Origin of the sequence: Lysinibacillus sphaericus, assembly GCF_001629735.1 — a bacterium.
Taxonomy (GTDB): domain Bacteria; phylum Bacillota; class Bacilli; order Bacillales_A; family Planococcaceae; genus Lysinibacillus; species Lysinibacillus pinottii.
Genome location: NZ_CP015224.1, coordinates 4,079,526 through 4,101,851, shown reverse-complemented (window position 1 = coordinate 4,101,851; position 22,326 = coordinate 4,079,526). Strand labels below are relative to the sequence as shown.

Below are 22,326 nucleotides of genomic sequence, written 5' to 3'. Positions count from 1 at the left end.
CAGGCTCTAGCACTAGAATTCAGGATACCTTTTTCCGAGTAGTAAGATTTTGTTCACATCTATTAAATGGTTCTTATTTCACAATATTCACTCTATTACAAATTGTTTATTTGATATAAACTATCGTTAGTGTATGATTGTAATAATAGGATTATATTACCTATTATAATTATTTGTGATTGACGATATTGGTCTTTATGGGGAAACCTATTTAGATAATAAAACTATTCAAGGGAGGATCTTGTTAATGAGCTTGTCTATTCAACAATTATTGGAGAACAAAGGAATTACACCGAAACCTGAACACCTTGAACTATTAAAAACACGCTGGGAAGGTATGCAGTCCCTTCGTAGCCACCTAGAAGGTATTGCGATTGATGACGCGGATATCGCTGTACGCAATATTCCTGGAGGTGATCACATTGACAACTGATTTACATTTAAAATCTGTTGAAGAACTGGCACCTTTACTACAATCGAAGGCCTTATCTCCTGTGGAACTTACGAAAGCTATTCTAGATTTTGCTGAGGAAAGTCAGCCTAAGATTAATGCCTATATGGCCTTTTATCGAGAGGAAGCATTGTCTCAAGCAAATAAAATAGAACAAGAGATTCTCCAAGGGCAATATAAAGGAATGTATCACGGAATTCCGATGGCCTTAAAGGATAACTTATATTTTAAAGATAAAATTACAACGATGTCCTCCAAAATTCATAAGGACTTCGTTTCTAATTATGATGCAACAGTAGTAGAGAAACTTCGTGATGCTGGTGTTATTTTCACTGGAAAATTAAGTATGCATGAATATGCATGGGGAATTACTAATAATAACCCTCATTACGGGCCCGTTCGCAACCCCTGGGATTTGGATAAAATTCCTGGTGGCTCTAGTGGTGGCTCCGGTGCCGCTGTTGCAGCAGGTGCAAGTGTCGCCTCACTAGGAACAGATACAGCAGGCTCGATTCGAATCCCTTCTTCTGCCTGTGGTATCGTTGGCTTAAAGCCTACGCATGGTCGTGTAAGTAAATATGGCTGTTACCCACTCGCTTGGAGCTTAGACCATATCGGCCCCATGACAAAGACGGTAAAGGATGCAGCCGGCTTGCTGGAAGTCATCTCTGGTTTTGATCATCGAGACCCTACTTGCATAGATGTACCTACTGACAATTACGTGCAGCAACTTTCAGGTAATAGTAAGGATTTAGTCATCGGCATTAATGAAGAATACTTCTTTAAAGACGTAGATGCTGACATAGAAAAGGCTGTTCGAGCGAGCATTCAAAGTTTAGTAGATCAAGGTGCTAAAGTGGAAGGAGTGCGAATTCCATCCTTACAATATGCAGAATGGGCAGAACTTGTAACATCCCTTTCTGAGGCAGCAGCTATACACCATTCTGATTTACAAAAGAGACCTCAAGATTTCGGAGACGATATCCGGTTATTATTTGAGCTAGGGGAACTACCTTCTGCCGTTGATTACTTACAGGCACAGCAGGTACGTCGTCAAATTAAGCAGGAGTTTAACGAAATTTTTAATCAAGTAGATGTGCTTATTACCCCTACTCTACCTGTAGTGGCAAATACCATTGGTGATGATTTCGCTGAGCTAAATGGCAAAAAAGTAGATTTGATTGATAATATCATTCGTTTTACAGGACCAAGTAACTTAACAGGCTTACCTGCCCTTTCAGTTCCTTGCGGCTTTAAAGGAAATTTACCAATAGGTCTACAAATTATTGGTCCTGCCTTTAAAGAAGGACGAATTTTAAATGTTGGGTATGCTATTGAACAGACGAACCCATTAAAAAATAGAAAGCCTAATATTTTCGCTACTATTTAATCTATCAATAATGTTTAAAATCTGCTCACGATGAGCAGATTTTTTTATTGTATGTATAATCTTATCAAACTAATGGTTTTTTATTGTGGCGTACTTTTATAATAGAAAATAGTAGCTTACTACAAGAAAGGCAATGATCTATTCATGAATGTAGAGAATTTTTTACAATTACCCATTACTAAAGATTTTATCGTTGTAGCTGGTCACAGCGGTTTGCATAAAGCAGTTCACAACGTAGAAATACTAGACTTTGAATTCTCCCCAGATATACATCATGTGCGAGATACCATATTCACCCCTAACAGTGTTGTGTTAAGCAGTCTATTATTTGCCAAGCAAAAGCCGGAGTATTTATTAAATGCCGTCAAAAGCTTAATTGAGCTAGGAGCAAGTGCCTTAGCCTATAAGCCTGTTATTTATAAAGATTTGCCTGAAGAGGTTATAACTTATGCGGAAGAACAAAATTTCCCAATCCTTAGATTTGGTGGAGATGAGTTTTTTGAAAAAATCATTTTAGAAACGATGGCTTATGCTAAAACACAGGATTACTCGTTTTTTTTAGAAACAATTGTACGAAGATTAATGGAGGAGGATCTTGCACCGGAGGAGTTGAAGTCGATTTTTCAGCAAATCGAGAGACCCTTTGACAAGTATGTATTTGTAGCTAATCTTCGAGGAGAGGGTTTATCTCGAAGTGATTGGAGGCAAAACTTTTTATCAATGGAGCCTTTACTAAAAACGGGTTTAATTTGCTCCTATAAGCAAAGTCTTTTTATGATTATTACCCACCCATCTCAGCAGTTTCACGTTGAGAGGTTTATACATGAATGGCTAACATTAAATACTATCCCTGCTGAAGCATTCACCTTTGGTTATAGCAATTGGTACGACACACAAACAGGAATCTCAATTGCTTTACAAGAAGCCTATTTTGCTAGTGTTTTTGCCGAAATTGAAAAGATATCAAGCTGCCACTATAAGTCCCTTGCATCAGATCGTTTATTAATAGAGCTGTATCGTAAAGATCCTACATTTGCGATGGACTATGTATCTTCCTTTTTAGCGCCTTTACTCGATGATAAGGCAGATCCTGATTTATTAGAAACAGCCAAAACCTACATTACAAAAAAAGGAAACATTAAAGAGGTAGCTGTTGCCCATTATTGTCATCCCAATACTATCCGCTATCGTATGGCTAAAATCCGTCAGCTAGTAGTACCTGTAGAGAATGACTATGTATTTTATGAGCGTTTAGCTGCAGCCGTTAAATTGTACTTATTACATAGCAAATTGAGTGATGAATAATCGCTTTGGAATAAGTACAAAAAAACGCCTGAATATTTAGAAATAAAATCAAATTAATATCTTCTCTCTTATGCTATCCTAATGGAAGTTAGGAGGAAGAATTTCATGAAAACTTACATAGCTGATGGTATGCTACTCGTTACAGCCATTGTTTGGGGCAGTGGGTTTGTTATAACAGCCATTGCCTTAGAATATTTAACCGCTTATCAAGTTATGGCTGGTAGATTTTTATTAGCTTCAATTATATTAACTGTTTTATTCGGTTCCCGATTAAAAAAAGCGTCTAGATCTGTCATATGGAAAGGTGCTTTATTAGGTACGATATTGTATATAGCATTTGCTCTTCAAACGGTTGGACTTCAATATACCACACCATCAAAAAATGCCTTTTTAACCGCTGTTAATGTCGTTATTGTCCCATTAATCGCCTATGCGGTTTATAAGCGTCGAATTGATGGGTATGAAATCATTGGGTCCTTAATGGCCATTGTTGGAATTGGCTTTTTATCGTTACAAGGTTCATTGACGATGAATATGGGGGATGCCCTTTCGTTAGCTTGTGCCGTTGCTTTTGCCTTTGATATATTTTGTACAAATCTTTTTGTTCAAAAGGAAGATGCCATTGCACTCACTATCATTCAATTTCTTACCGCTTCCTTTATAGGTATTCTTGTGGTCATTAGCCAAGGAGAAATCCCTACATCACTAGAAAAAGAAGCCATCTATTCGATTATTTACTTAGGTATTTTTTCAACAACGATAGCTTACCTCTTTCAAAATGTGGCCAATCAATATACTACTGCTACAAAGGCTGCTATTATACTATCAACGGAATCTTTTTTCGGCATGATCTTATCGGTTATCTTCCTGCACGAAATTTTAACGAGCCGTATGGTTGTAGGAGCTGTTCTTATTTTACTCGCCATACTCATTGCAGAAATCAAACCAGCACACCCTAAAAAGAAGCTGATGAAAACACTCGATAATCAGACACCCAAATAGTTTCAGTCTCTTACTGGAGCTATTTTTTTATGCAACACGCTCAGGAGTAAACGAATGTTATGAAGCACGACTCGTAATGATGCTCGTCGTTATGCCTACTACTAGAACCGTAATAATAGACAATAAAAAAGTAGTGGAGGATAACAGGAAGCCGCCCACAACAATAACGATAGAATCAATAAAAAATATTAATATCCCTACATTAATACTTGTTTTATCACTAATAAATTGTGCAATGAGGTCTGTCCCTCCAGTGCTTGTCTGAAAACGAAGCATTAAGCCGATTCCGAAGCCTACCAGAATCCCCCCAAGTATAGCACTGTAAAGAGCATCTATATGAATGAGATTTCTGACTGGCTTTAACAAGTCTATAGTCAATGAAGAGGTAATTAAGCCATGAATACTATTGTAAAAATAAGCTCTATATTTAAACCATGCAATAATAAAAATAGGGATACTAATAATAATAATCATTAAACCAATCTTTAGCTTATATAAATAATGTAAAATCAGCGCTAAACCTACTACTCCCCCATCTAATATTTCATAGGGTGTTAAGAATAAGTTAATTCCTAACGACAAAGAAATACTCCCTACTATAATGACAAGGCTTTTTATCAAAAAATACATATGACCCCCCTCCGTAACTGAGCATGTCTTATAGTATGAAAATAGGTGATTGAACATGTTACGAAATAACCCTAGATCCTTAGCCATTTTTATCGAGTACTTTTGATAAATTTCTTCGAAACCTATTCATTTATTTTTCGTATATACATGTAACCTAAAGGGGGTTTTTAGATGGAGCATGCATTATTGGAACAGGTGAAACATACAAGAGTTTTTTTAAGAAAGGAGCTATTAAATACTATCTTTGAGGAGTTTGATGCTCAACGAATGAAGTTAACTGAAGCACAGCGTTTGGAGAAGTATCAGAAAATGCTTGAAAGTCCATTTCGCTTTTTCCGAGGAAGTGCTTATCTCTTTTATTTTGACATGACAAAAATTTCTTCCATTTTCCATACACCTACTCTCAAACCAACTTGGATTCAAGGAGACATGCACATGGATAACTTCGGTGCCTTTCAAAATGAAGATGGTACGATTGTCTTTGATGTCAATGATTTTGATGAAGGTTATGTTGGCTCTTATTTGTATGACATTATTCGGATGAGTGTTAGTATCGCACTCTATTTAGAGGAACAAGGCGTACATAGGACTGCTCAGGAAACGGCTATTCAACACCTGCTCAACAGCTATATGGATCAGTTAAAACGTTTTCAGCGTAAACAGGATGATCCTCTAACGCTCGTATTTACGAAAGAAAACACAAAGGGACCCGCCAAGAAATTGTTGAAAAAGCTAGAGAAACGTCAAAGCTCCCAATTTTTACAGGATATATCCTATGTCAATGAAGACGGGCAACGACTATTTATTAGCAATGATGAAATTCAGCCCGTTACTGCCGATGAATATAATGCCATTACGAGCGCACTACCTGCTTACAAGATTAAAGATATTGCTTGCAAGTATGGCTCAGGTACTGCTTCCATCGGCTTAAAACGATACTATATTTTAGTAGAAAATAAAAAAGGTGCATCGGGAGTAGGCGAATTAGTATTAGAAATGAAAGAGGTACGTACAGCGATCCCTGCCTATTTCCTTCCTTACAACCAAGAATTTTGGAAGCATTATGAGCATCAAGGAGCTCGAGTAGTGGGGACACAAAAAGCCATGCACCATTTAGAGGACCCTCATTTAGACTATATCACTATGAATGAGCAGGAATTTTACATTCGAGAACGTTCTCCCTATAAAAAGAAAGTAAAGCCTAAAAACTATAAAAATGTTGCGGATTACTATGCAACAACTTCAATCATGGGACAAATAGCCGCTAAAATACATGCACGAGCGGATATCGATTATTCCCATGTTTTTACCTATCATAGTGAGGATGAGATTTTAAAAACGATTGGGAAAGATCGTCATGTATTTGTTGATCAAGTAATTTTACAGGCTATGAACTACAAAGACACAGTCTCCTCCGATTTTGACCTATTTAAAAACTGGGTTGATACTCAATTTAAACAGCAATATCAAAAGGACCTTAGCCAATAGCTAAGGTCTTTACTTTTAAAAATTATTTTTGCTTAGCCTTCATACGAGCTAGTAAAAAACCACCTTTAAATGACTTCGGCTCATACGAAATTATAAATGCATTAGGTTCAAATTGCTCTACTATTTGAAAGAGTTCCGTCTCTCGATTTCTCTTTGTTAAAATTTCATATTTATAGCGATTACTATCTCGCCCCTCTCCAACATAAATCGTCACAGCAAATCCCTCATTACGGAGAAACCTTACAAGCTCTTCATTCTTATTTTGAGTATTGATTGTTGTATAAACATAACCAATAGCCAGCTTTCGTTCAATTTTGGCTCCTAAAAAAATACCTAAACCAAAACCAACTGCATAAACGACCATAGCTAACATACTTTGTTTCCCACTAAAAACAAGCGAAAGGCCAAATACATACACGAGCATCTCTAGCATACCGAATATGGCAGCAAGGAAAGTAATGTTTTTCACCAAAAATATTGTACGTAACGTTAAAAAGGGTACATATACTAATTGAAGTATTAAAATCAAAACGATACTTTGCATTTATACTAGACCTTTCTAAGAGTAGTTATATATAAGTGTATGTTGAAATAGAGTGTTACATTCTATTAAAAATACCTTATTTATAAATTCCCTCGCCATTCAATTCTAAACATCAACGGCTAAAATAAATATATAGTAAAAAAGCTGTTGTATTACTCAAACGACATTAGCTTTGGTCACTTTCAAGTTCAAAATATAGTTTAGTAAAAGCCCTGTTACCTCTTCTATTTAAAATAGAAAAAGATGACAAATTTCTTTGAAAAGGAAGAACCCTATTTAGTATCCAGGGTGCTCTAACCATTGAATAAAAAATCGGTAATGTTCATTATATTATTCTACTCTCTTCACTTTTTTAGTAGCATAATATCTTCAACATCTTTTCTAACATGCACACTTTTACGCATAGAAAAAAGCCCCCTACCTTCAACTAAATTAATAGTTAAAAAACAGGCGACTTTACAACATTTTTTTCATCAAAATATGTGGGATATTCTGATAAATATCATTGCATTATCTCTTTATGCTTCCCCATGCATCGGGTCTTTTTTATGCTTTGGTCCAATCATATTGAATAAAATATTCAAGATAATCGCTGTGACTGAACCACAGACGATACCGTTAGAAGTTAAAATAGACACTTTATCTGGTAGAGCATCAAAAATACCAGGAACGACTGATACACCGACACCTAAACTTACTGCAATCGCAGCAATCATCGCATTTTCAGCAGATTCGTTCATCACAGGTACTAGCATACCCATACCTTGTGTAATGACCATACCGAACATCGCAAGCATGGCCGCACCTAATACAGACGTTGGAATAATCGTTGTTAATGCTGCGATTTTGGGTAGGAAGCCAAGTGCTACCAGTAGACCACCCGTGATGTAAATGACTTTGCGGTCTTTTACGCCTGACATACGTGTAAGTCCTACATTTTGTGAGAATGTTGTGTACGGAAAGGCATTAAATAAACCACCGATTACAGATGCAAGACCTTCTGAGCGATAGCCACGAGCCAAATCTTTTGAATCTAGTTTTTTATTACAAATATCACTTAGTGCAAAATAAACACCAGATGATTCAACTAGAGATACCATAGCTACAAGAGTCATTGTAATAATAGCTGTTACATCAAATGTTGGCATTCCAAAGTAGAATGGTTGTACCATATGGAATACATCCGCTTCTGCTACTGGGTGAAAATTAACCTTGCCCATGAATGCCCCTAAGATGGTACCCGCTACTAGCCCAACTAGAATGGAAATAGCACGGATAAAGCCTGTAGAAAAACGATAGACGATTAATATGATTACTAGCGTAATAAATGCTAATGCAATATTTGAGCCGGATGCAAAATCCTCTGCTCCTTGTCCACCTGCCATATTATTTAAAGCTACTGGCAATAAAGAAATACCGATAATAGAAACGACAGATCCTGTTACTACTGGTGGGAAAAATTTCACTAGCTTCCCGAAGAAGCCGGCAATAATCACGACAATCAAACCAGATGCAATAATGGAACCATAAATATCTGTGATACCTTGCTCTGGGTTTGTACCTATAGCAATAATTGGACTTACCGCTGTAAATGTACAACCAAGTACTACAGGCAAACCAATACCAATAAATTTACCCGAGTAAACTTGTAAAAGTGTTGCAACCCCGCACATCATAATATCAATCGCCACTAAATACGTCATTTGTGTTGAATTAAAGCCAATTGCCCCTCCAATTATAAGTGGCACTAGGATGGCTCCAGCATACATCGCAAGTAAATGTTGAATTGCTAGCGTCGTTGATTTAAAGGTATTCATTACGCGCGAGCCTCCGTAGCAAATGTCACTTTGCCATCTTCAAGAGAATCTACAATCGCTAATGATTCTACGCGGACACCTTGCTCACGTAATAATTTGCCCCCATCTTGGAAGCCTTTTTCAATAACAATGCCCACTCCTACAACATGGGCACCCGCTTGAGCCGCAATATCAAGTAAGCCCTTTACTGCTTCACCATTTGCTAAGAAATCGTCAACAATTAAAATATTGTCGTCCTCACTTAAAAAATTACGTGATACTGAGATATCATTTGTTTCATTTTTTGTGAATGAATGTACTTTTGACGTATAAAGGTTATCTGAAAGTGTTAATGATTTACGTTTACGAGCGAACACTACTGGTGCACCGATTTCTAGTCCTAACATGACAGAAGGAGCAATACCTGAAGATTCTATTGTTAAAATCTTTGTAATTACTTGGTCAGCAAAGCGGTTTGCGAATTCGTGGCCAATTTCTTTCATTAACAATGGATCAATTTGATGGTTTAAAAATGAATCTACTTTTAATACTGAAGAAGATAGAACTTTACCCTCTTGCATAATTTTGTCGTGTAATAACTTCATTTCTGTCATATCCTTCTTTCTTAAATATTAATAAAAAAAGCTGAACACCTTGGTCCCATTCAGCTACGAGTGGAGCAAAGCATTCAGCGTTAAAACGTCGAAAGGAATAGAAAACATCATGTAAGAAGTTCTCTAAAAGCATTGCTACCCATAGTCGATTTATTTACGGTAAATCGGTAGAAACTTGCAAGCCATATCCTCGCTATTATATGAGTAAAATTGTATGAATCTATCAGAATATCCAATTCATCACTATATTCGGTAGAAGCCTATAACTTCTACTAAAAAAAGTTTGATTTTTCGGAATTTAATGGTATTCTGCGACTTTTTAATTGTAAACGTTCGTGTTTTCAATCAACGTACTGATTATAACAGACAATTTTCTAGCATGCTAGCATTATTTTGATAAATGAAAAGGTACTGTCATAATCACGACATTTCTGTGAAATAACAATGTCGTACGTATTAATAAGCTTGATTGGTTGTGAAGCATATGATGCCAGCCTTTTTTCGGTAAAAATTGAGGGATAACAACCGTTACTTTATGACCTGTTTTCGCACATTGATGGTCCACTTTATCAATAAATTTTATCAATGGCTGTGTGATGCTACGATATGCTGAATAATAGGTTACTAATCGAATATCTGGTTGCCAAGCCTGCCATTTTTCTTCGAAGGCTTTTGCATCTGCTGGATCGAAAGCCACATAAAAGGCAATAACTTTATCAACCCTTAGTGATTTCACATAATGAAGAGAATTTTCAACCACCTTCGTTATACCAGCTACTGGTACAATGAAAACATTGCCCTCAATGGTTGCCAGTTCCTCTTTACTCAATCTCAGCTGCTCTCCAACGGCTTGATAATGAAGCTTGATTCGATGAAATACGAAAATGATAATTGGTAAAAAGACAAACACTGGCCATACTTGAGGCATTTTTGTCACAAAAAACATCATCGCTACGATGAATGAAATGGCTGCACCCATTGTATTGATCGTAAATTTTGCCATCCAGCCAGTAGGTTTTTCACGCCACCATTTTCTCATCATACCGGTTTGCGCTAATGTAAACGGAATAAATACCCCAACAGCATAGAGTGGAATCAAATGTTCCGTTGTCCCATCAAATAAGATGATTAAGATAATGGCTGCTAGCCCTAGCATCATAATGCCGTTCGAATAACCAAGGCGATCCCCACGCATTTGAAATATTCTCGGGATAAAACCGTCTTTTGATAAATTGACAGCAAGTAGAGGAAATGCAGAATAGCCCGTATTTGCTGCAAGTACCAAAATCATCGCTGTTGCACCCTGTACTATATAATAAAAGATATTTCGACCAACACTTGCTTCTGCCAGTTGGGAAACGACTGTCGCTTCCGAAGTTGGCGCAATTCCGTAAAAATACGCTAAACTAACAATACCGATAAATAAAACCGATAAGATTCCCCCCATCGCTAACAATGTTTTAGCAGCGTTATTAGGGGCAGGATTTCTAAAATTAGGAATGGCATTCGAGATAGCCTCTACACCTGTTAAGGCTGAGCTTCCTGACGCAAATGCCTTTAATAAAATAAATAAACTAATCCCTGCTACTGGAGTACCAATCTTTGGATGCAGCTCTGCTGGCACCTGACCTGTTGCAACATTATAGAGCCCCAACCCAATTAACACTAACATAACGACTACAAACAGATAGACTGGATATGCCAAAACAGAGGCGGACTCTGTTACACCACGTAAATTCAAGATCGTTAAAAAAATCACAAATATAATAGCGATTAGCACATTGTATGGATGCAGACTTGGAAATGCCGATGTAATTGCGTCTGTACCTGCAGATACACTTACCGCTACCGTTAAAATATAATCAACGAGCAATGAGCCTCCTGCTACAAGACCCGCATTCACACCTAAATTTTCCCTAGATACTATATAAGCGCCACCTCCATGTGGATAGGCGAAAATAACCTGACGATATGATAAAGTCAGTGCCACCAAAAGGACAACAACCCCTGCAGCAATCGGTAAAGAATACCAAAATGCTAATGTTCCCACAGTCATCAGGACAATTAAAATTTGTTCTGGTCCATAGGCTACGGAAGACAAAGCATCGGACGATAATATGGCCAATGCCTTTGTTTTACTAAGCTTTTGTTCCCCTAACGCATCGGATCTTAATGGTTTGCCGATTACATAACGTTTAAATGAGGATTTCATCAATAAACACCTTCTAGTTTCTTAGATTGTGTTTCGCCTTCCTAAATGAGATCAAAAAACGCCTACAAGTCATCACCAAATAAGACTTGTAGACGCTCATCTGTCTGCCAAGCTCCAACTTTTCTGCTCTTAACGCTTACGAGGTTAGCTGTCGGATTCGGGCCTGAGTAGCCCTACCCTTCAAAAGAAGAGATTCACCCCTAGAATTGCTTATGCACTCCGTCAAAAATGGGTCCCCCGCGTCTAGTTTGCTTCAGCGATTTAGAAATTTGAAACTTTAATAATGATGCCATATTACGCCTGTCAATTAAAAAAGTAAAGAAGAAAATTTTTCTTTTTCACAAGTGAAATACATAGACATTTTGAACTCATGGTAAATATCCGTGGTAGAAATTAATTTCCTCGCAAACACCTAATTTAAAGGGATTTTACAACAAAAAAAACCTTAAAAGTATGCTCTACTTTTAAGGCAACAACCAATATTAGTCTTCCATATCTTTTTCAAAATTAACAATTTCTCCTGTAATCGGATCAACATCAACCTCATATTCATATTGGCCATCTTTTAACTCGATTTCATAAATCCCATCATCTAATTTAATTTTTGTTACTGTACCCTTTGCTTTTGTTAGAGCCGCTTCAATAGCCTTTTCTTTACTTATAAGGTTGGTAGCAGTATTAGTGTTAACCCATTCATTATCGTCGTCATCTTGACGCTCTTTCTTCTGCTTAAGTAATTTTCCGGTATAGGCATCGAATTTTAAATCATACTCATCTGTATCAGTATGCACCTCTACCTCATAAACAGAGCGGTAGTTATTTTGATCAAGTTCAATATCTACTACTGTGCCCTCTACTACTGCCAATGCCTTCTTTTCGATTTTTTGCATGGATAGGACCTTTTTTTCTTGTGCACTTCCTGATAATAAAGTTGTAGAGCCAATCGCCGCTCCAACACCAAGAGTCACCACTAATGCAGGAATCATAATTATTTTTTTCATGTTCATCTCTCCTTTGTTTTATCTGCTTTTAGCTTACCAAGCAAAGATGATAGAACTATAAGAGGAACATTAGAATTTCATGAGAAAACTCTTTAATCGTCCCATGAAACAGAAAGGACCTTTCCAGATACAGCATGAATTTGGAACGTGGCTTCTTCATGCTCTGTTTCAATTTCAACTAAATAATAACCGCCCTCCGCCGTATCTTCAAAATCTACAGAATCCACCTTCCCGGTTAATTGTTGCAGCGCTATATCAATGGCTTGCTGTTCGGTAATAATGTGGGGGTTTTCAGGCTGATTTAATGGTTCTACATCTTTTTCAGATAACACTTCACCCGAATAGCCATCTACTGTGATATCTTTTTGCTTATGTTCCTTTTCAACACGTGCGGTATAAATGGTTTCCGTGAGCATGACGCTTTCTACCTCACCATATTTTTCTTTCACCATTTTTCTTATTTGATTTTCTGTTAACAATAATTTACTTTGCCCTTTTTGCAACGTTAGATCAGAAACCTGCTGTGTTGTAGCATCAAGCATGGCTGTATATTTCAAATTCTCACGTGTAAATTGTATTTCAAATGTATTTCCATGTTTCTTTACTTCTGAAACTTGACCTTTATAAATAGCTTCGATATGGCGAGTCGCCTCTTCTTCACTGAGAGACTCCTTTTGAAAATAGCGATTTTGAATAAACCAAAGCACTCCGCTACAAAGAAGGACAATTACAATAATTAGTACAACCCACTTTTTCATTGCTGCCCCTCCTTCGGTATACATAAGGTAAAACTTGATCCTTCCCCAACTGTACTTTCCACATCTATGGTGATGCCCAATTGTCCTGCAAGATTATGTGCAATCGCAAGCCCTAAACCAGAACCACCTGTTTTACGATTGCGATCCTCTGTGACACGGTAAAAACGCTCAAACAAATGCGGAATATGCTCCTTAGGAATACCGACGCCAAAGTCCTGAATAGTCATTCGTACGTGTGTAGTAGTTTCTGCTGTGGAAATATAAACATCCCCCTCACTATACTTCCTAGCATTATCAAGCAAAATAAAGAGTAATTGCTTCAAAATTTTTTCATCACTATAGATAAATTGTGGTGCTTTTGCATCGACTATAAAAGCTCTATGATACGCCTGCTGCATTTGTGCAGCTACTTTATTTAAAAAGGGAGCTAGCTCTAGCTGTTCAATATGAATTTCTATATGCTCATTATTTTTTGCTAGCTCTAACAATTGCAATACCATTTCATGCATACGAGAAGACTCATTTGCAATAGCCTGAAGCGATTCTTGCGCTACTTCACGATTGTCAAAGCCTCTTCGTAAGAGTAACTTTGCATAGCTTTCGATGACAGTAATAGGCGTCTTTAATTCGTGAGAAGCATTTGAAACGAATTCCTGTTGCTTTTGATAGTGCTGTTCAAGCTTCTCCATCATCATATTGAAAGTTCGATTAATTTTTGCTAATTCATCCCCACCTTTAGCCGGGATGTCCATTTTTTCATATTTCCCCGTCGATGCACTTTTGCGCATTGTCGCATTTAAGCGTTCTAGTGGTAACAAAATTAGGCGACCAAGTGCCAGGCTCGCTAAAAAGATTGGAATGGTGGCAATAATGGACACGACTATCAAAATAGCCTTTAATAAATCCAATGTACTTTCTACTTCCTCCATGGATTGTTGTAAGGTGATGTCCACAATTGTCCCATCTATCCAAATAGTAGGCATTGTATAGGTAATGGAAGTAACATCGGGCATATCTAGAGTAGCCTGAACCTTCGTCTTCAAATTTTCTCCATCATAAACATAGATTGCACCACCAGCTGGCATGTACGCTCTTAATACTTGCTGTAGGTTGGTTTGTGCATTTAACTGACTTAATGTTGAGCTTAAATCATTCGCTCGTGTATGAAGTTGACTATATTCCGTATTATAGGCAAATTTCTCGTACAAAAAATAAATTCCACTATTAGTTGCCACTAAAATTACTAGCATTAACAAAGTGGTCAGTAGATGAATTTTTGTTTTAAGCTTCATGATTTATTTTCCTTTAGCACATAACCTACACCACGAACTGTTTGAATAATGGGCGTTGCATTTGCAATTTCAAGCTTTTGGCGTACATAACGAATATAAACATCCACAACATTTGTATCTCCGTAGTAATCAAAGCCCCATACAGTCTCTAATATTTGTTCCCTTGTGAGCACTTGCTTAGGATGCTTCATAAGATACAGCAATAAATCGTATTCTCTAGGAGTCAGCTGGATTTCCTTACCATAATAAATCACTTCTCTTGTCTGCTCATTGATCGATAACTGTCCAAACGATACACCGACCTTTGTTGGACTAGCATTTTGAGAAAACCGTAGTGCATTACGGATACGGGCCAGTAATTCTTCAATTTCAAAGGGCTTTGTCACATAATCATTAGCTCCTAAATCCAAGCCCTTTACCTTATCCTCTACCTCACTTTTAGCAGTTAGCATGATAACTGGGGTCTTTGATTCTGTTGCGCGAATCCGCTTTAGCACATCTATACCACTCATTTCGGGTAACATAATATCCAGTAAGATTAAATCCCATTGCTCCTCACGATATTGCAATAAACCATCTGCTCCTGTATGGGCTATCACCGCTTCATAGCCTTCAAATTGAAGCTCTAACTGCAGCACTCTCGCAATATTTTCTTCATCTTCTATAATTAAAATTCGATTGCTCACGTCGAATCAGTCCTTCACCTTTTCTTTCATCGTAAACGATAGAGGTAAGGAAAGTCTAATTAGAAATTGATGAGAAGTGTGCATACTTATTTTTTTAAAGTTTTAAGCAAAGCGCTTCCCTTTTTCTAATCCTAGCGTTAGAATACTATTATCTCATTTTCCTCTAGGAAACTTTATTTCTCGAACGATACTTTTTGAAATGAGGGAACAATATGGTATATAAACAAGTCACAAAATCGTCTGCCGAGGCAGTTTTAGATGGAGATATAAAAGGTTGGCGACGTTTTTTGCCTTTTCTTGGGCCTGCATTCATTGCAGCGGTCGCCTATATTGATCCTGGCAATTTTGCCACAAATATTACAGCTGGCTCTCAGTATGGTTACTTACTCCTTTGGGTAATAGCCTTTTCTAATTTAATGGCGGTGCTCATCCAATCCTTATCTGCAAAGCTTGGGATTGCGACAGGGAAAAATTTACCTGAGGTGGCACGTGAACATTTTTCTAAAAAAACATCTATATTTCTTTGGATTCAGGCTGAATTAGTCATTATTGCTACCGACCTTGCTGAGTTTATCGGAGCAGCATTAGGGCTTTACTTGTTATTTAATATCCCTATGCTTCCAGCAGCTATCATTACAGCGATTGGATCATTTGCTATTCTAGAGCTTCAAAGAAGAGGATTCAGAGCATTTGAGGCAGGCATTTCTGGTATGGTTTTAATTGTGGTTTTAGCATTTGCCTTCCAAACGTTTTTAGCTCAGCCAGAATGGGGCGAAGTAGCAATTGGTATGTTCACACCTCAGTTTGAGGGGGTGGACTCATTACTATTAGCAACTGGTATTTTAGGTGCGACCGTCATGCCCCATGCTATTTACTTACATTCTTCTTTAACACAAAGTCGTATTATCGGTCGTAATGAAGAAGAAAAAAGAAGAATCTTCCGTTTTGAATTTATTGATATTATCATCGCTATGATTATTGCTGGAGCCATCAATATGAGTATGCTCATTATCGCGGCAGCAGTATTTCACACACAAGGAATCGTAGTAGAGGATTTAGACGTTGCCTATAACGGATTAAAGGATGCTCTCGGTCCAATGGCTGCCGTTTCCTTTGGTCTTGGTTTACTTATTGCTGGGCTAGCTAGCTCCTCTGTAGGGACATTAGCAGGTGACGTAGTGATGCAAGGCTTTATTCAACGAAAAATACCACTTTATTTACGGAGAGCCATTACAATGGTCCCGCCGCTAGCGATTATTGCATCTGGTGTAAACGCAACCTATGCGCTTGTTCTTAGTCAGGTTGTGTTATCTTTTGGTATTGCATTTGCCCTCGTCCCTCTCGTTATGTTTACAAGCAAACGGGACATTATGGGCGGTTTAGTGAACCACCGTATTACTACTATTTTAGGCTGGTTTGTAGTTGTGATCGTAGTGGCATTAAATATTTACTTACTAAGCGAAACAATATTTGGATAAAATAGTGAATTAATAGACTAACAAAAGGCATCGAGAAGAAAAATCTCGATGCCTTTTTGTTGATAATCTATAACCATCTATAGGAGACAATTATAGCTGATTTTAATACTCTCGGATATTATCTATCCCTACAAGGACCAGTGCATGCAAAAGGGAAACCTTAAGTAGACACATCTTGTGGGGCAGCTGAAGCAGTTGCAGAAACTACAGTTGATAATACAGCAACAAGTGTAGAATTCTTAATTTCATTGTAATCACCTACAAATAAATATAAGATTTTTATGACACACATTTACATTTTAGTAATTTTTTAATTATAAATAGGAGGTTTTTTTCATGAAATTTTATATTCCTATACTTATTATTGTATTAATAGTTATACAATGCCACTATGCCAAAAAAGGAAATCTGTTATTAACTATTTTATTGGCCACTTCCTTTTCTATTTTAATTAAATTTCTATTATGGGATTCTAATTACTTATTTTTATTGCTATACGTTAATTTCTTTTTATATTTAATAAGTTTAGTTACCTATTTTACAAGACCAACTATGTGAGTGTTACAAACGATCAAATTGCTATCATCATCGTTCTATATCAACAAAACTTATACTGGCTCTTTCATTAAACATCGACCTTCTCAATATTACGGATAGCTAGGTAGGCAATACTAACACCTAAGATTGCTAGTGAGATTGGAATAATAATGATGTCATTTAATGTGAAGTTACCTGTATTGGATGAAGTCACTGATACAATTAGAATAGCTGAAATAATTGTTGCTGGAATAGAGTATTTTCTCATACCGAAATACAACGGAATTAATGCTATCCCTGAGGCAGCAATTGCATTCATGAATACAGATGGTATATGTTGCATGATTAAAGTATTAGATAATACATCAGGAATTAAATCAAATTTATCGCTTACGATGCAAAAGATGGTTGTAATCAAGACATTGGAAATGATGATTACACTAAAGGTAAAAATCATGACAATTGCAAGCTTAGCAGCGATTAATTTCTTTCGGCTTACAGGATACATGAAGGCCAATGTGATTGTTTTAAACTTATATTCTCCAATGATCAGCTTAGCTATTAAAGTAGCTGCAAAAATAATAAATACCGCTCTGACAAATGAATCAATGACACTTAAAGCCATTTCATAATTTTCAATACCAACTTCCTCTTCTATTTTAGAAATAAATAAAATCATAAACATAAAACCTAAAATAATAATGTTAGCAAACATAGCACTTTTAAAATAGGAGCTTAAATGATATTTTTTCATTTCTAAACGCATTAAATTAAGCATGAACAATCCCTCCATTTATTAGCTTAAGGAAGTAATCCTCTAATGTGCTTGTTTTCTTGCTAATCTCCTCTATCTCAATGTCATGCTCAATCAATGTTTTTGTTAGAACTTTTTGGGATACTGTCAAATCATAAATTCGTATAGAATTGTCATCCATCAGCTTGAAATTAGCCATTTTTAATTTACTTTCTAAAATAAAGGCAGCCTTCTTGCCATCGTTTACAATCACTTCAATATAGTCGGCTTGATTACGATTTATCGTATCCATCGTTACTTCAGTAATGAGTCTACCTTCCTTGATGACACCAATTGTATCGGCCAACTGTTCAATTTCCCCTAATATATGACTAGAGATAATAATTGTAATGCCATACTCCATACAGAGCATTTTGAAAAGCTCTCTCAACTCTTTAATCCCAATAGGGTCTAGTCCATTAATTGGCTCATCTAAAATTAGGAGCTCTGGCTTTGTAATAATAGCACGGGCAATACCTAGTCTTTGTTTCATCCCTAGTGAAAAATCTTTTACCCTTTTTTCCTCTGTATTTGTTAATTTTACAAGGTTAAGTACATGAGCTATTTCCTGCTTATTGTAATACCCCATATATTCGCAATGCAGTTCTAAAGTTTCTCTAGCCGTTAATTTTTCATAGAAAATAGGATATTCAATAATCGTTCCCATTCTTTTTAATATCTCATACGATTGATCGGTCAACCTCTCACCAAATATTTCAACATCTCCGCTTGTTGGCTTCGTCAAATTTGTTAGCATCTTCATCACTGTCGTTTTACCCGCTCCATTAGGGCCTAAAAAACCATAAATCTCCCCCTTCTTCACGTTCATATTGACAGCAGAAACCACTTCTTTTCCTTCGTACACTTTCGTAAGCTGGTTTGTTTTCACAATGTATGTCATGTCAATCTCTCCCTCAAATGTGGCTATTGTCATTATAAAAAATGAAGCTCTCTAATTTATTACTTGATTCTTACAAATTTCTTAAGCGCATAATAAAAGCCTGTAAAGCACCATAAAAGCTCTACAAGCATGTGATTTCAATACGTCATTCGTTTTAAAGCAATGGTAAAAATGGTCTTTTTATAGGGAATACTTGATAACTGGATGGAACCATCCATCATTTCCACTAATCGCTTTGTAATCGTTAAACCGAGGCCACTCCCCTGAAAGGATTTATTGCGAGAGTCCTCTAGCGTGTACATTCTCTCAAATACATTATCAATATGGTATTCATCAATTCCTTTACCACAATCCCATACATCTATATAAATACTCGTGTCATCATTTCTTATAGTTAAGCCCATTACATTGCCATCCGCTCCATAGGCAAGAGCATTGGATAAAAGATTGTTGAGAACCCTATTTAATGCTTCTTCATTGCCAAGGGCATACATAGGCGTTTCAGGAATTGTAATATTGATATCTAATCCCATCGACGTCACCATATCGTAAAATGATAATATATTTTTTCGGCTAATTTCACAAACATTGATTTTAGTGATTGGATAATCTGTATCTCCAGCCTCTAATTTGGCAAGATCAAAAAATGTATGAATGATTTTTAATACTTCTAATGTTTTAGCATGCACGCCTGCTAATAGTCTTTGGCGTTCTTCCTCACTAGCTGAGCCTTGGAGCTGAAGCATTTCAATATAGCCTAGCACAACCGTTAAGGGCGTTTTTAAATCATGTGAAATGTTGGCCAACATTTTTTTCATGGAATCTTCCATTTTCCGATGGGTCGCCTGAACTTTTTGGTGATAATCCAGCCAAGCATTTATTGAAATAAGTAGCTGTTGAACTTGTGTATTGCTCGTAGTTACCAAAATTTTTTCGTTACTTTGTTCTTGAACGATGATTTGAAGTTTTTCATACATATATTGGACCGTCTGATTTTGTTCTTTTTTTGTTTTCCATTGAAAAATAACAATTCCTATAAGCACCAAAATGATAATGAATAGAATGATGATCATATCTGCTATCCTTCAAATTTGTAGCCAATTCCCCACAGTGTTTTAATGTACTGGGGGTTGGATGGATCATCTTCAATTTTTTCGCGTAGCCTTCGAATATGTACATTAATAATATTTTCATCACCATAATATGCATCTTTCCATATTAGCTGATAAATTTGCTCCTTCGTAAAAACTCGGTTTCGGTTTGTTACAAATAGCTTTAAGATGGCAAATTCCTTTGATGTTAGCTTTACTTCCAGTCCATTTTTATTTATAGAAAAATTAACAATATCTATCTTTAAAGGGCCTATGACTACTACATCTTGTTTGTGATCTGTTTGGCCAGCGTATTTTGTTGCTCGTCTAATAACGGCCTTTACGCGAGCAGAGAATTCCAGCATAGAAAATGGCTTAGCAATATAATCATCTGCCCCTAATCCCAACCCAAGCGCTTTATCTACATCACTATCCTTTGCAGACATAATGATGATTGGAAGTGCTGCCTGTTCTCGAATTACTTTTAAAACCTCTAATCCATTAAGCTTAGGAATCATAATATCTAGTATAACTAAATCAAAAGTTTGATTTAAACAATATTGTAATGCCTCTTCTCCATTATTTGCAGTGGTGACATCGAAGCCTTCCAATAATAAAAAATTCGCTACCATATCGCGAATAGCCTCATCATCTTCCACTAGTAAAATATGTTTTTGCATTTCCATGCACCTCTCCCTACCAGAAAGTCAAAAATCACACTTCCATATCTATAGGTATATTACCATATATATGATATTGGTTTAGTAATAATTTTAAAGGTCTATATATAAAAAAGCTGTCCCATCAACCATCATACAACGGTTTATAGAACAGCTTTTCGTTTAATTTTCTACTTTTAATTCACAATCTTTAAGAGGAAGCATTTTTGTTTTATGTTTAATTTTGTACCCCAGCCATAGCAATAGGAACAGGGGAATACCGATATAAGAAACAAGGATACCATACCAATCGATTGTATCACCGATAAACGCTGTGTAATTCTGTCCAATTACAACAATCATACAAATCGTAAAGGCGAATAGTGGACCGAATGGGTATAGCTTTGCTTTATACGGTAATAGCTTTGGATCTAAGCCCTGAGCTTCGAAGGCACGACGGAAACGATAATGACTAAATGCAATACCTAGCCAAGCAATAAAACCTGACATCCCAGAGGCATTTAAAAGCCAAATATAAACGACCCCATCACCAAAGAATGACGCTAAAAACGCTACACAGCCTACAGCTAATGTTGCGATTAGTGCATAAATTGGAATGCCTCGACGACTTAACTTTGCAAAGAATTTAGGAGCATGACCATCCACTGCTAATTGCCATAGCATACGTGAAGATGCATACAATCCAGAATTACCTGCTGATAGCATAGCCGTTAAAATAATGGCATTCATTAAGGAAGCAGCAAAAGCAATACCTAAGCGATCAAAAACGAGTGTAAATGGGGATACAGCGATATCTTCCGATAATAAGCGCTCATCTGTAAATGGAATCAACATCCCGATAGCAGCAATGGCTAAAATATAAAATAAAATAATTCGCCAAAACACAGATTTTACTGCCTTCGGTATATTTTTTCCTGGATCATCTGTTTCACCTGCAGTAATCCCAAGTAGCTCTGTTCCTTGGAATGAAAATCCTGCCGCAAGGAAAATACCAAATGTTGCAAGGAAGCCTCCATGGAATGGCCCATCACTAATAAAGAAATTTGTAAAACCTACTGGTGCTTGTCCACCCAAAATACCAAAAATCATTAATAAGCTAATAATAATAAATACAATGACCGTAGCCACTTTAATCATCGCAAACCAATATTCACTTTCCCCATAGCTCTTTACAGACAATAAATTAAATGTCAGTACAATCACAATAAATAATACTGTCCAAAGTGCTGATGAGCTATTTGGGAACCAATATTTCATAATTAATGATACTGCCGCAATCTCTGCCGCAATCGTAATTGCCCAGTTATACCAGTAGTTCCAGCCCAGTGCAAAACCTAAAGCGGGATCTACAAATTTTGTCGCATACGTACTAAAAGATCCTGAGGACGGCATATAGGCAGCCATTTCACCTAAACTTGTCATTAAAAAATATACCATAATACCGATTAAGGCATAGGCAAGCAATGCGCCTCCCGGACCGGCTTGTGCAATAGCACCACCACTGGCCAAAAATAGCCCCGTACCAATTGTACCGCCTAAAGAAATCATTGTGATATGACGGCTTTTTAATTCTTTTTTCAGCTTCGGTGCTTTATGGCCGAGCTGATTGATTTTTATTTCACTCACGATATAGCTTCCTTCCTATTTATGAGGCAAAAAAATGCCATCACATGAACA

20 protein-coding genes and 2 riboswitches are annotated in these 22,326 nt (G+C 36.8%); of the genes, 6 read left to right on the top strand and 14 right to left on the bottom strand.

Annotated elements, in window-relative coordinates; translation table 11 throughout:
- Window positions 1–247 precede the first annotated feature (247 nt).
- From A2J09_RS20195 to A2J09_RS20180, 4 genes are all read left to right on the top strand, one after another.
- A complete protein-coding gene (locus tag A2J09_RS20195; RefSeq protein ID WP_031418294.1) occupies window positions 248–433 on the top strand; it encodes a hypothetical protein in 186 nt (61 codons plus the stop codon).
- Window positions 423–1,841 carry an amidase gene (locus A2J09_RS20190; RefSeq protein ID WP_036160627.1) on the top strand — a complete coding sequence of 473 codons (1,419 nt, stop codon included), beginning with the start codon at window positions 423–425 and terminating at the stop codon, window positions 1,839–1,841. The genes A2J09_RS20195 and A2J09_RS20190 overlap by 11 nt, the downstream gene beginning before the upstream one ends.
- 144 nt (window positions 1,842–1,985) lie before the next feature.
- Window positions 1,986–3,146 (top strand): PucR family transcriptional regulator, encoded by a 1,161-nt coding sequence (locus A2J09_RS20185; RefSeq protein WP_012292517.1) that lies wholly within the window; start codon window positions 1,986–1,988, stop codon window positions 3,144–3,146.
- 105 nt (window positions 3,147–3,251) lie between these two features.
- A complete protein-coding gene (locus A2J09_RS20180) occupies window positions 3,252–4,148 on the top strand; it encodes a DMT family transporter (protein WP_012292516.1) in 897 nt (298 codons plus the stop codon).
- Window positions 4,149–4,205: 57 nt separating this feature from the next.
- Here A2J09_RS20180 and A2J09_RS20175 read toward each other — a convergent pair whose 3' ends face one another.
- Window positions 4,206–4,778 (bottom strand): YitT family protein, encoded by a 573-nt coding sequence (locus tag A2J09_RS20175; protein WP_012292515.1) that lies wholly within the window; start codon window positions 4,776–4,778, stop codon window positions 4,206–4,208.
- A 171-nt stretch (window positions 4,779–4,949) separates the two neighbouring features.
- Here A2J09_RS20175 and A2J09_RS20170 point away from each other — a divergent pair, with 171 nt between their 5' ends.
- Complete coding sequence (locus A2J09_RS20170) at window positions 4,950–6,266, top strand: DUF2252 family protein (RefSeq protein WP_012292514.1); 1,317 nt, start codon at window positions 4,950–4,952, stop codon at window positions 6,264–6,266.
- A 22-nt stretch (window positions 6,267–6,288) separates the two neighbouring features.
- Here A2J09_RS20170 and A2J09_RS20165 read toward each other — a convergent pair whose 3' ends face one another.
- From A2J09_RS20165 to A2J09_RS20125, 8 genes are all read right to left on the bottom strand, one after another.
- Window positions 6,289–6,810 (bottom strand): DUF2179 domain-containing protein, encoded by a 522-nt coding sequence (locus tag A2J09_RS20165; RefSeq protein ID WP_012292513.1) that lies wholly within the window; start codon window positions 6,808–6,810, stop codon window positions 6,289–6,291.
- A 518-nt stretch (window positions 6,811–7,328) separates the two neighbouring features.
- The gene (locus A2J09_RS20160) at window positions 7,329–8,627 is read right to left on the bottom strand and encodes a nucleobase:cation symporter-2 family protein (protein ID WP_012292512.1); all 1,299 of its coding nucleotides are present in this window, start codon (window positions 8,625–8,627) and stop codon (window positions 7,329–7,331) included.
- Entirely contained in the window at window positions 8,627–9,211 is a 585-nt protein-coding gene (locus tag A2J09_RS20155) for a xanthine phosphoribosyltransferase (protein ID WP_036162548.1), read from the bottom strand. The genes A2J09_RS20160 and A2J09_RS20155 overlap by 1 nt, the downstream gene beginning before the upstream one ends.
- Window positions 9,212–9,342: 131 nt before the next feature.
- Window positions 9,343–9,444, bottom strand: a riboswitch (purine riboswitch).
- Window positions 9,445–9,608: 164 nt separating this feature from the next.
- Complete coding sequence (locus A2J09_RS20145; RefSeq protein ID WP_036160622.1) at window positions 9,609–11,432, bottom strand: APC family permease; 1,824 nt, start codon at window positions 11,430–11,432, stop codon at window positions 9,609–9,611.
- 119 nt (window positions 11,433–11,551) lie between these two features.
- Window positions 11,552–11,701, bottom strand: a riboswitch (cyclic di-AMP (ydaO/yuaA leader).
- A gap of 213 nt (window positions 11,702–11,914) precedes the next feature.
- The gene (locus tag A2J09_RS20140) at window positions 11,915–12,433 is read right to left on the bottom strand and encodes a PepSY domain-containing protein (RefSeq protein ID WP_036160619.1); all 519 of its coding nucleotides are present in this window, start codon (window positions 12,431–12,433) and stop codon (window positions 11,915–11,917) included.
- Window positions 12,434–12,525: 92 nt separating this feature from the next.
- Window positions 12,526–13,191 carry a PepSY domain-containing protein gene (locus A2J09_RS20135; protein ID WP_031417669.1) on the bottom strand — a complete coding sequence of 222 codons (666 nt, stop codon included), beginning with the start codon at window positions 13,189–13,191 and terminating at the stop codon, window positions 12,526–12,528.
- On the bottom strand, window positions 13,188–14,483 hold the full coding sequence (locus A2J09_RS20130; protein WP_036160615.1) for a sensor histidine kinase: 1,296 nt from the start codon (window positions 14,481–14,483) through the stop codon (window positions 13,188–13,190). Before A2J09_RS20130 ends, A2J09_RS20135 begins: the two co-directional genes overlap by 4 nt.
- Window positions 14,480–15,169, bottom strand: coding sequence for a response regulator transcription factor (locus A2J09_RS20125; RefSeq protein ID WP_012292506.1), 690 nt, complete (start codon window positions 15,167–15,169; stop codon window positions 14,480–14,482). The genes A2J09_RS20130 and A2J09_RS20125 overlap by 4 nt, the downstream gene beginning before the upstream one ends.
- A gap of 212 nt (window positions 15,170–15,381) precedes the next feature.
- On the opposite strand from A2J09_RS20125, the gene A2J09_RS20120 reads away from it, so the two are divergent.
- Window positions 15,382–16,647, top strand: coding sequence for an Nramp family divalent metal transporter (locus A2J09_RS20120; RefSeq protein ID WP_012292505.1), 1,266 nt, complete (start codon window positions 15,382–15,384; stop codon window positions 16,645–16,647).
- Between the two features lie 625 nt (window positions 16,648–17,272).
- On the opposite strand, the gene A2J09_RS20110 is transcribed toward A2J09_RS20120, so the two are convergent.
- The 5 genes from A2J09_RS20110 to A2J09_RS20090 form a co-directional block, all read right to left on the bottom strand.
- Window positions 17,273–17,962, bottom strand: coding sequence for an ABC transporter permease (locus A2J09_RS20110; protein ID WP_031417679.1), 690 nt, complete (start codon window positions 17,960–17,962; stop codon window positions 17,273–17,275).
- Complete coding sequence (locus A2J09_RS20105; RefSeq protein ID WP_031417680.1) at window positions 17,955–18,878, bottom strand: ABC transporter ATP-binding protein; 924 nt, start codon at window positions 18,876–18,878, stop codon at window positions 17,955–17,957. Before A2J09_RS20105 ends, A2J09_RS20110 begins: the two co-directional genes overlap by 8 nt.
- A 137-nt stretch (window positions 18,879–19,015) precedes the next feature.
- Window positions 19,016–19,951, bottom strand: a complete 936-nt coding sequence (locus A2J09_RS20100; protein ID WP_012292501.1) for a sensor histidine kinase — start codon at window positions 19,949–19,951, stop codon at window positions 19,016–19,018.
- Between the two features lie 5 nt (window positions 19,952–19,956).
- The gene (locus tag A2J09_RS20095; protein ID WP_036162546.1) at window positions 19,957–20,649 is read right to left on the bottom strand and encodes a response regulator transcription factor; all 693 of its coding nucleotides are present in this window, start codon (window positions 20,647–20,649) and stop codon (window positions 19,957–19,959) included.
- Between the two features lie 162 nt (window positions 20,650–20,811).
- On the bottom strand, window positions 20,812–22,275 hold the full coding sequence (locus A2J09_RS20090; RefSeq protein WP_012292499.1) for an amino acid permease: 1,464 nt from the start codon (window positions 22,273–22,275) through the stop codon (window positions 20,812–20,814).
- Between the last annotated feature and the right edge of the window lie 51 nt (window positions 22,276–22,326).

What these genes read in the sequence shown, in the direction of transcription:
- A2J09_RS20120 (WP_012292505.1), top strand. Translation starts at nt 15,382, where the DNA reads ATGGTATATAAACAAGTCACAAAATCGTCTGCCGAGGCAGTTTTAGAT.
- A2J09_RS20145 (WP_036160622.1), bottom strand. Translation starts at nt 11,432, where the DNA reads ATGAAATCCTCATTTAAACGTTATGTAATCGGCAAACCATTAAGATCC.
- A2J09_RS20175 (WP_012292515.1), bottom strand. Translation starts at nt 4,778, where the DNA reads ATGTATTTTTTGATAAAAAGCCTTGTCATTATAGTAGGGAGTATTTCT.
- A2J09_RS20135 (WP_031417669.1), bottom strand. Translation starts at nt 13,191, where the DNA reads ATGAAAAAGTGGGTTGTACTAATTATTGTAATTGTCCTTCTTTGTAGC.
- A2J09_RS20100 (WP_012292501.1), bottom strand. Translation starts at nt 19,951, where the DNA reads ATGATCATCATTCTATTCATTATCATTTTGGTGCTTATAGGAATTGTT.
- A2J09_RS20130 (WP_036160615.1), bottom strand. Translation starts at nt 14,483, where the DNA reads ATGAAGCTTAAAACAAAAATTCATCTACTGACCACTTTGTTAATGCTA.
- A2J09_RS20105 (WP_031417680.1), bottom strand. Translation starts at nt 18,878, where the DNA reads ATGACATACATTGTGAAAACAAACCAGCTTACGAAAGTGTACGAAGGA.
- A2J09_RS20095 (WP_036162546.1), bottom strand. Translation starts at nt 20,649, where the DNA reads ATGCAAAAACATATTTTACTAGTGGAAGATGATGAGGCTATTCGCGAT.
- A2J09_RS20140 (WP_036160619.1), bottom strand. Translation starts at nt 12,433, where the DNA reads ATGAAAAAAATAATTATGATTCCTGCATTAGTGGTGACTCTTGGTGTT.
- A2J09_RS20165 (WP_012292513.1), bottom strand. Translation starts at nt 6,810, where the DNA reads ATGCAAAGTATCGTTTTGATTTTAATACTTCAATTAGTATATGTACCC.
- A2J09_RS20155 (WP_036162548.1), bottom strand. Translation starts at nt 9,211, where the DNA reads ATGAAGTTATTACACGACAAAATTATGCAAGAGGGTAAAGTTCTATCT.
- A2J09_RS20180 (WP_012292516.1), top strand. Translation starts at nt 3,252, where the DNA reads ATGAAAACTTACATAGCTGATGGTATGCTACTCGTTACAGCCATTGTT.
- A2J09_RS20160 (WP_012292512.1), bottom strand. Translation starts at nt 8,627, where the DNA reads ATGAATACCTTTAAATCAACGACGCTAGCAATTCAACATTTACTTGCG.
- A2J09_RS20110 (WP_031417679.1), bottom strand. Translation starts at nt 17,962, where the DNA reads ATGCTTAATTTAATGCGTTTAGAAATGAAAAAATATCATTTAAGCTCC.
- A2J09_RS20195 (WP_031418294.1), top strand. Translation starts at nt 248, where the DNA reads ATGAGCTTGTCTATTCAACAATTATTGGAGAACAAAGGAATTACACCG.
- A2J09_RS20170 (WP_012292514.1), top strand. Translation starts at nt 4,950, where the DNA reads ATGGAGCATGCATTATTGGAACAGGTGAAACATACAAGAGTTTTTTTA.
- A2J09_RS20185 (WP_012292517.1), top strand. Translation starts at nt 1,986, where the DNA reads ATGAATGTAGAGAATTTTTTACAATTACCCATTACTAAAGATTTTATC.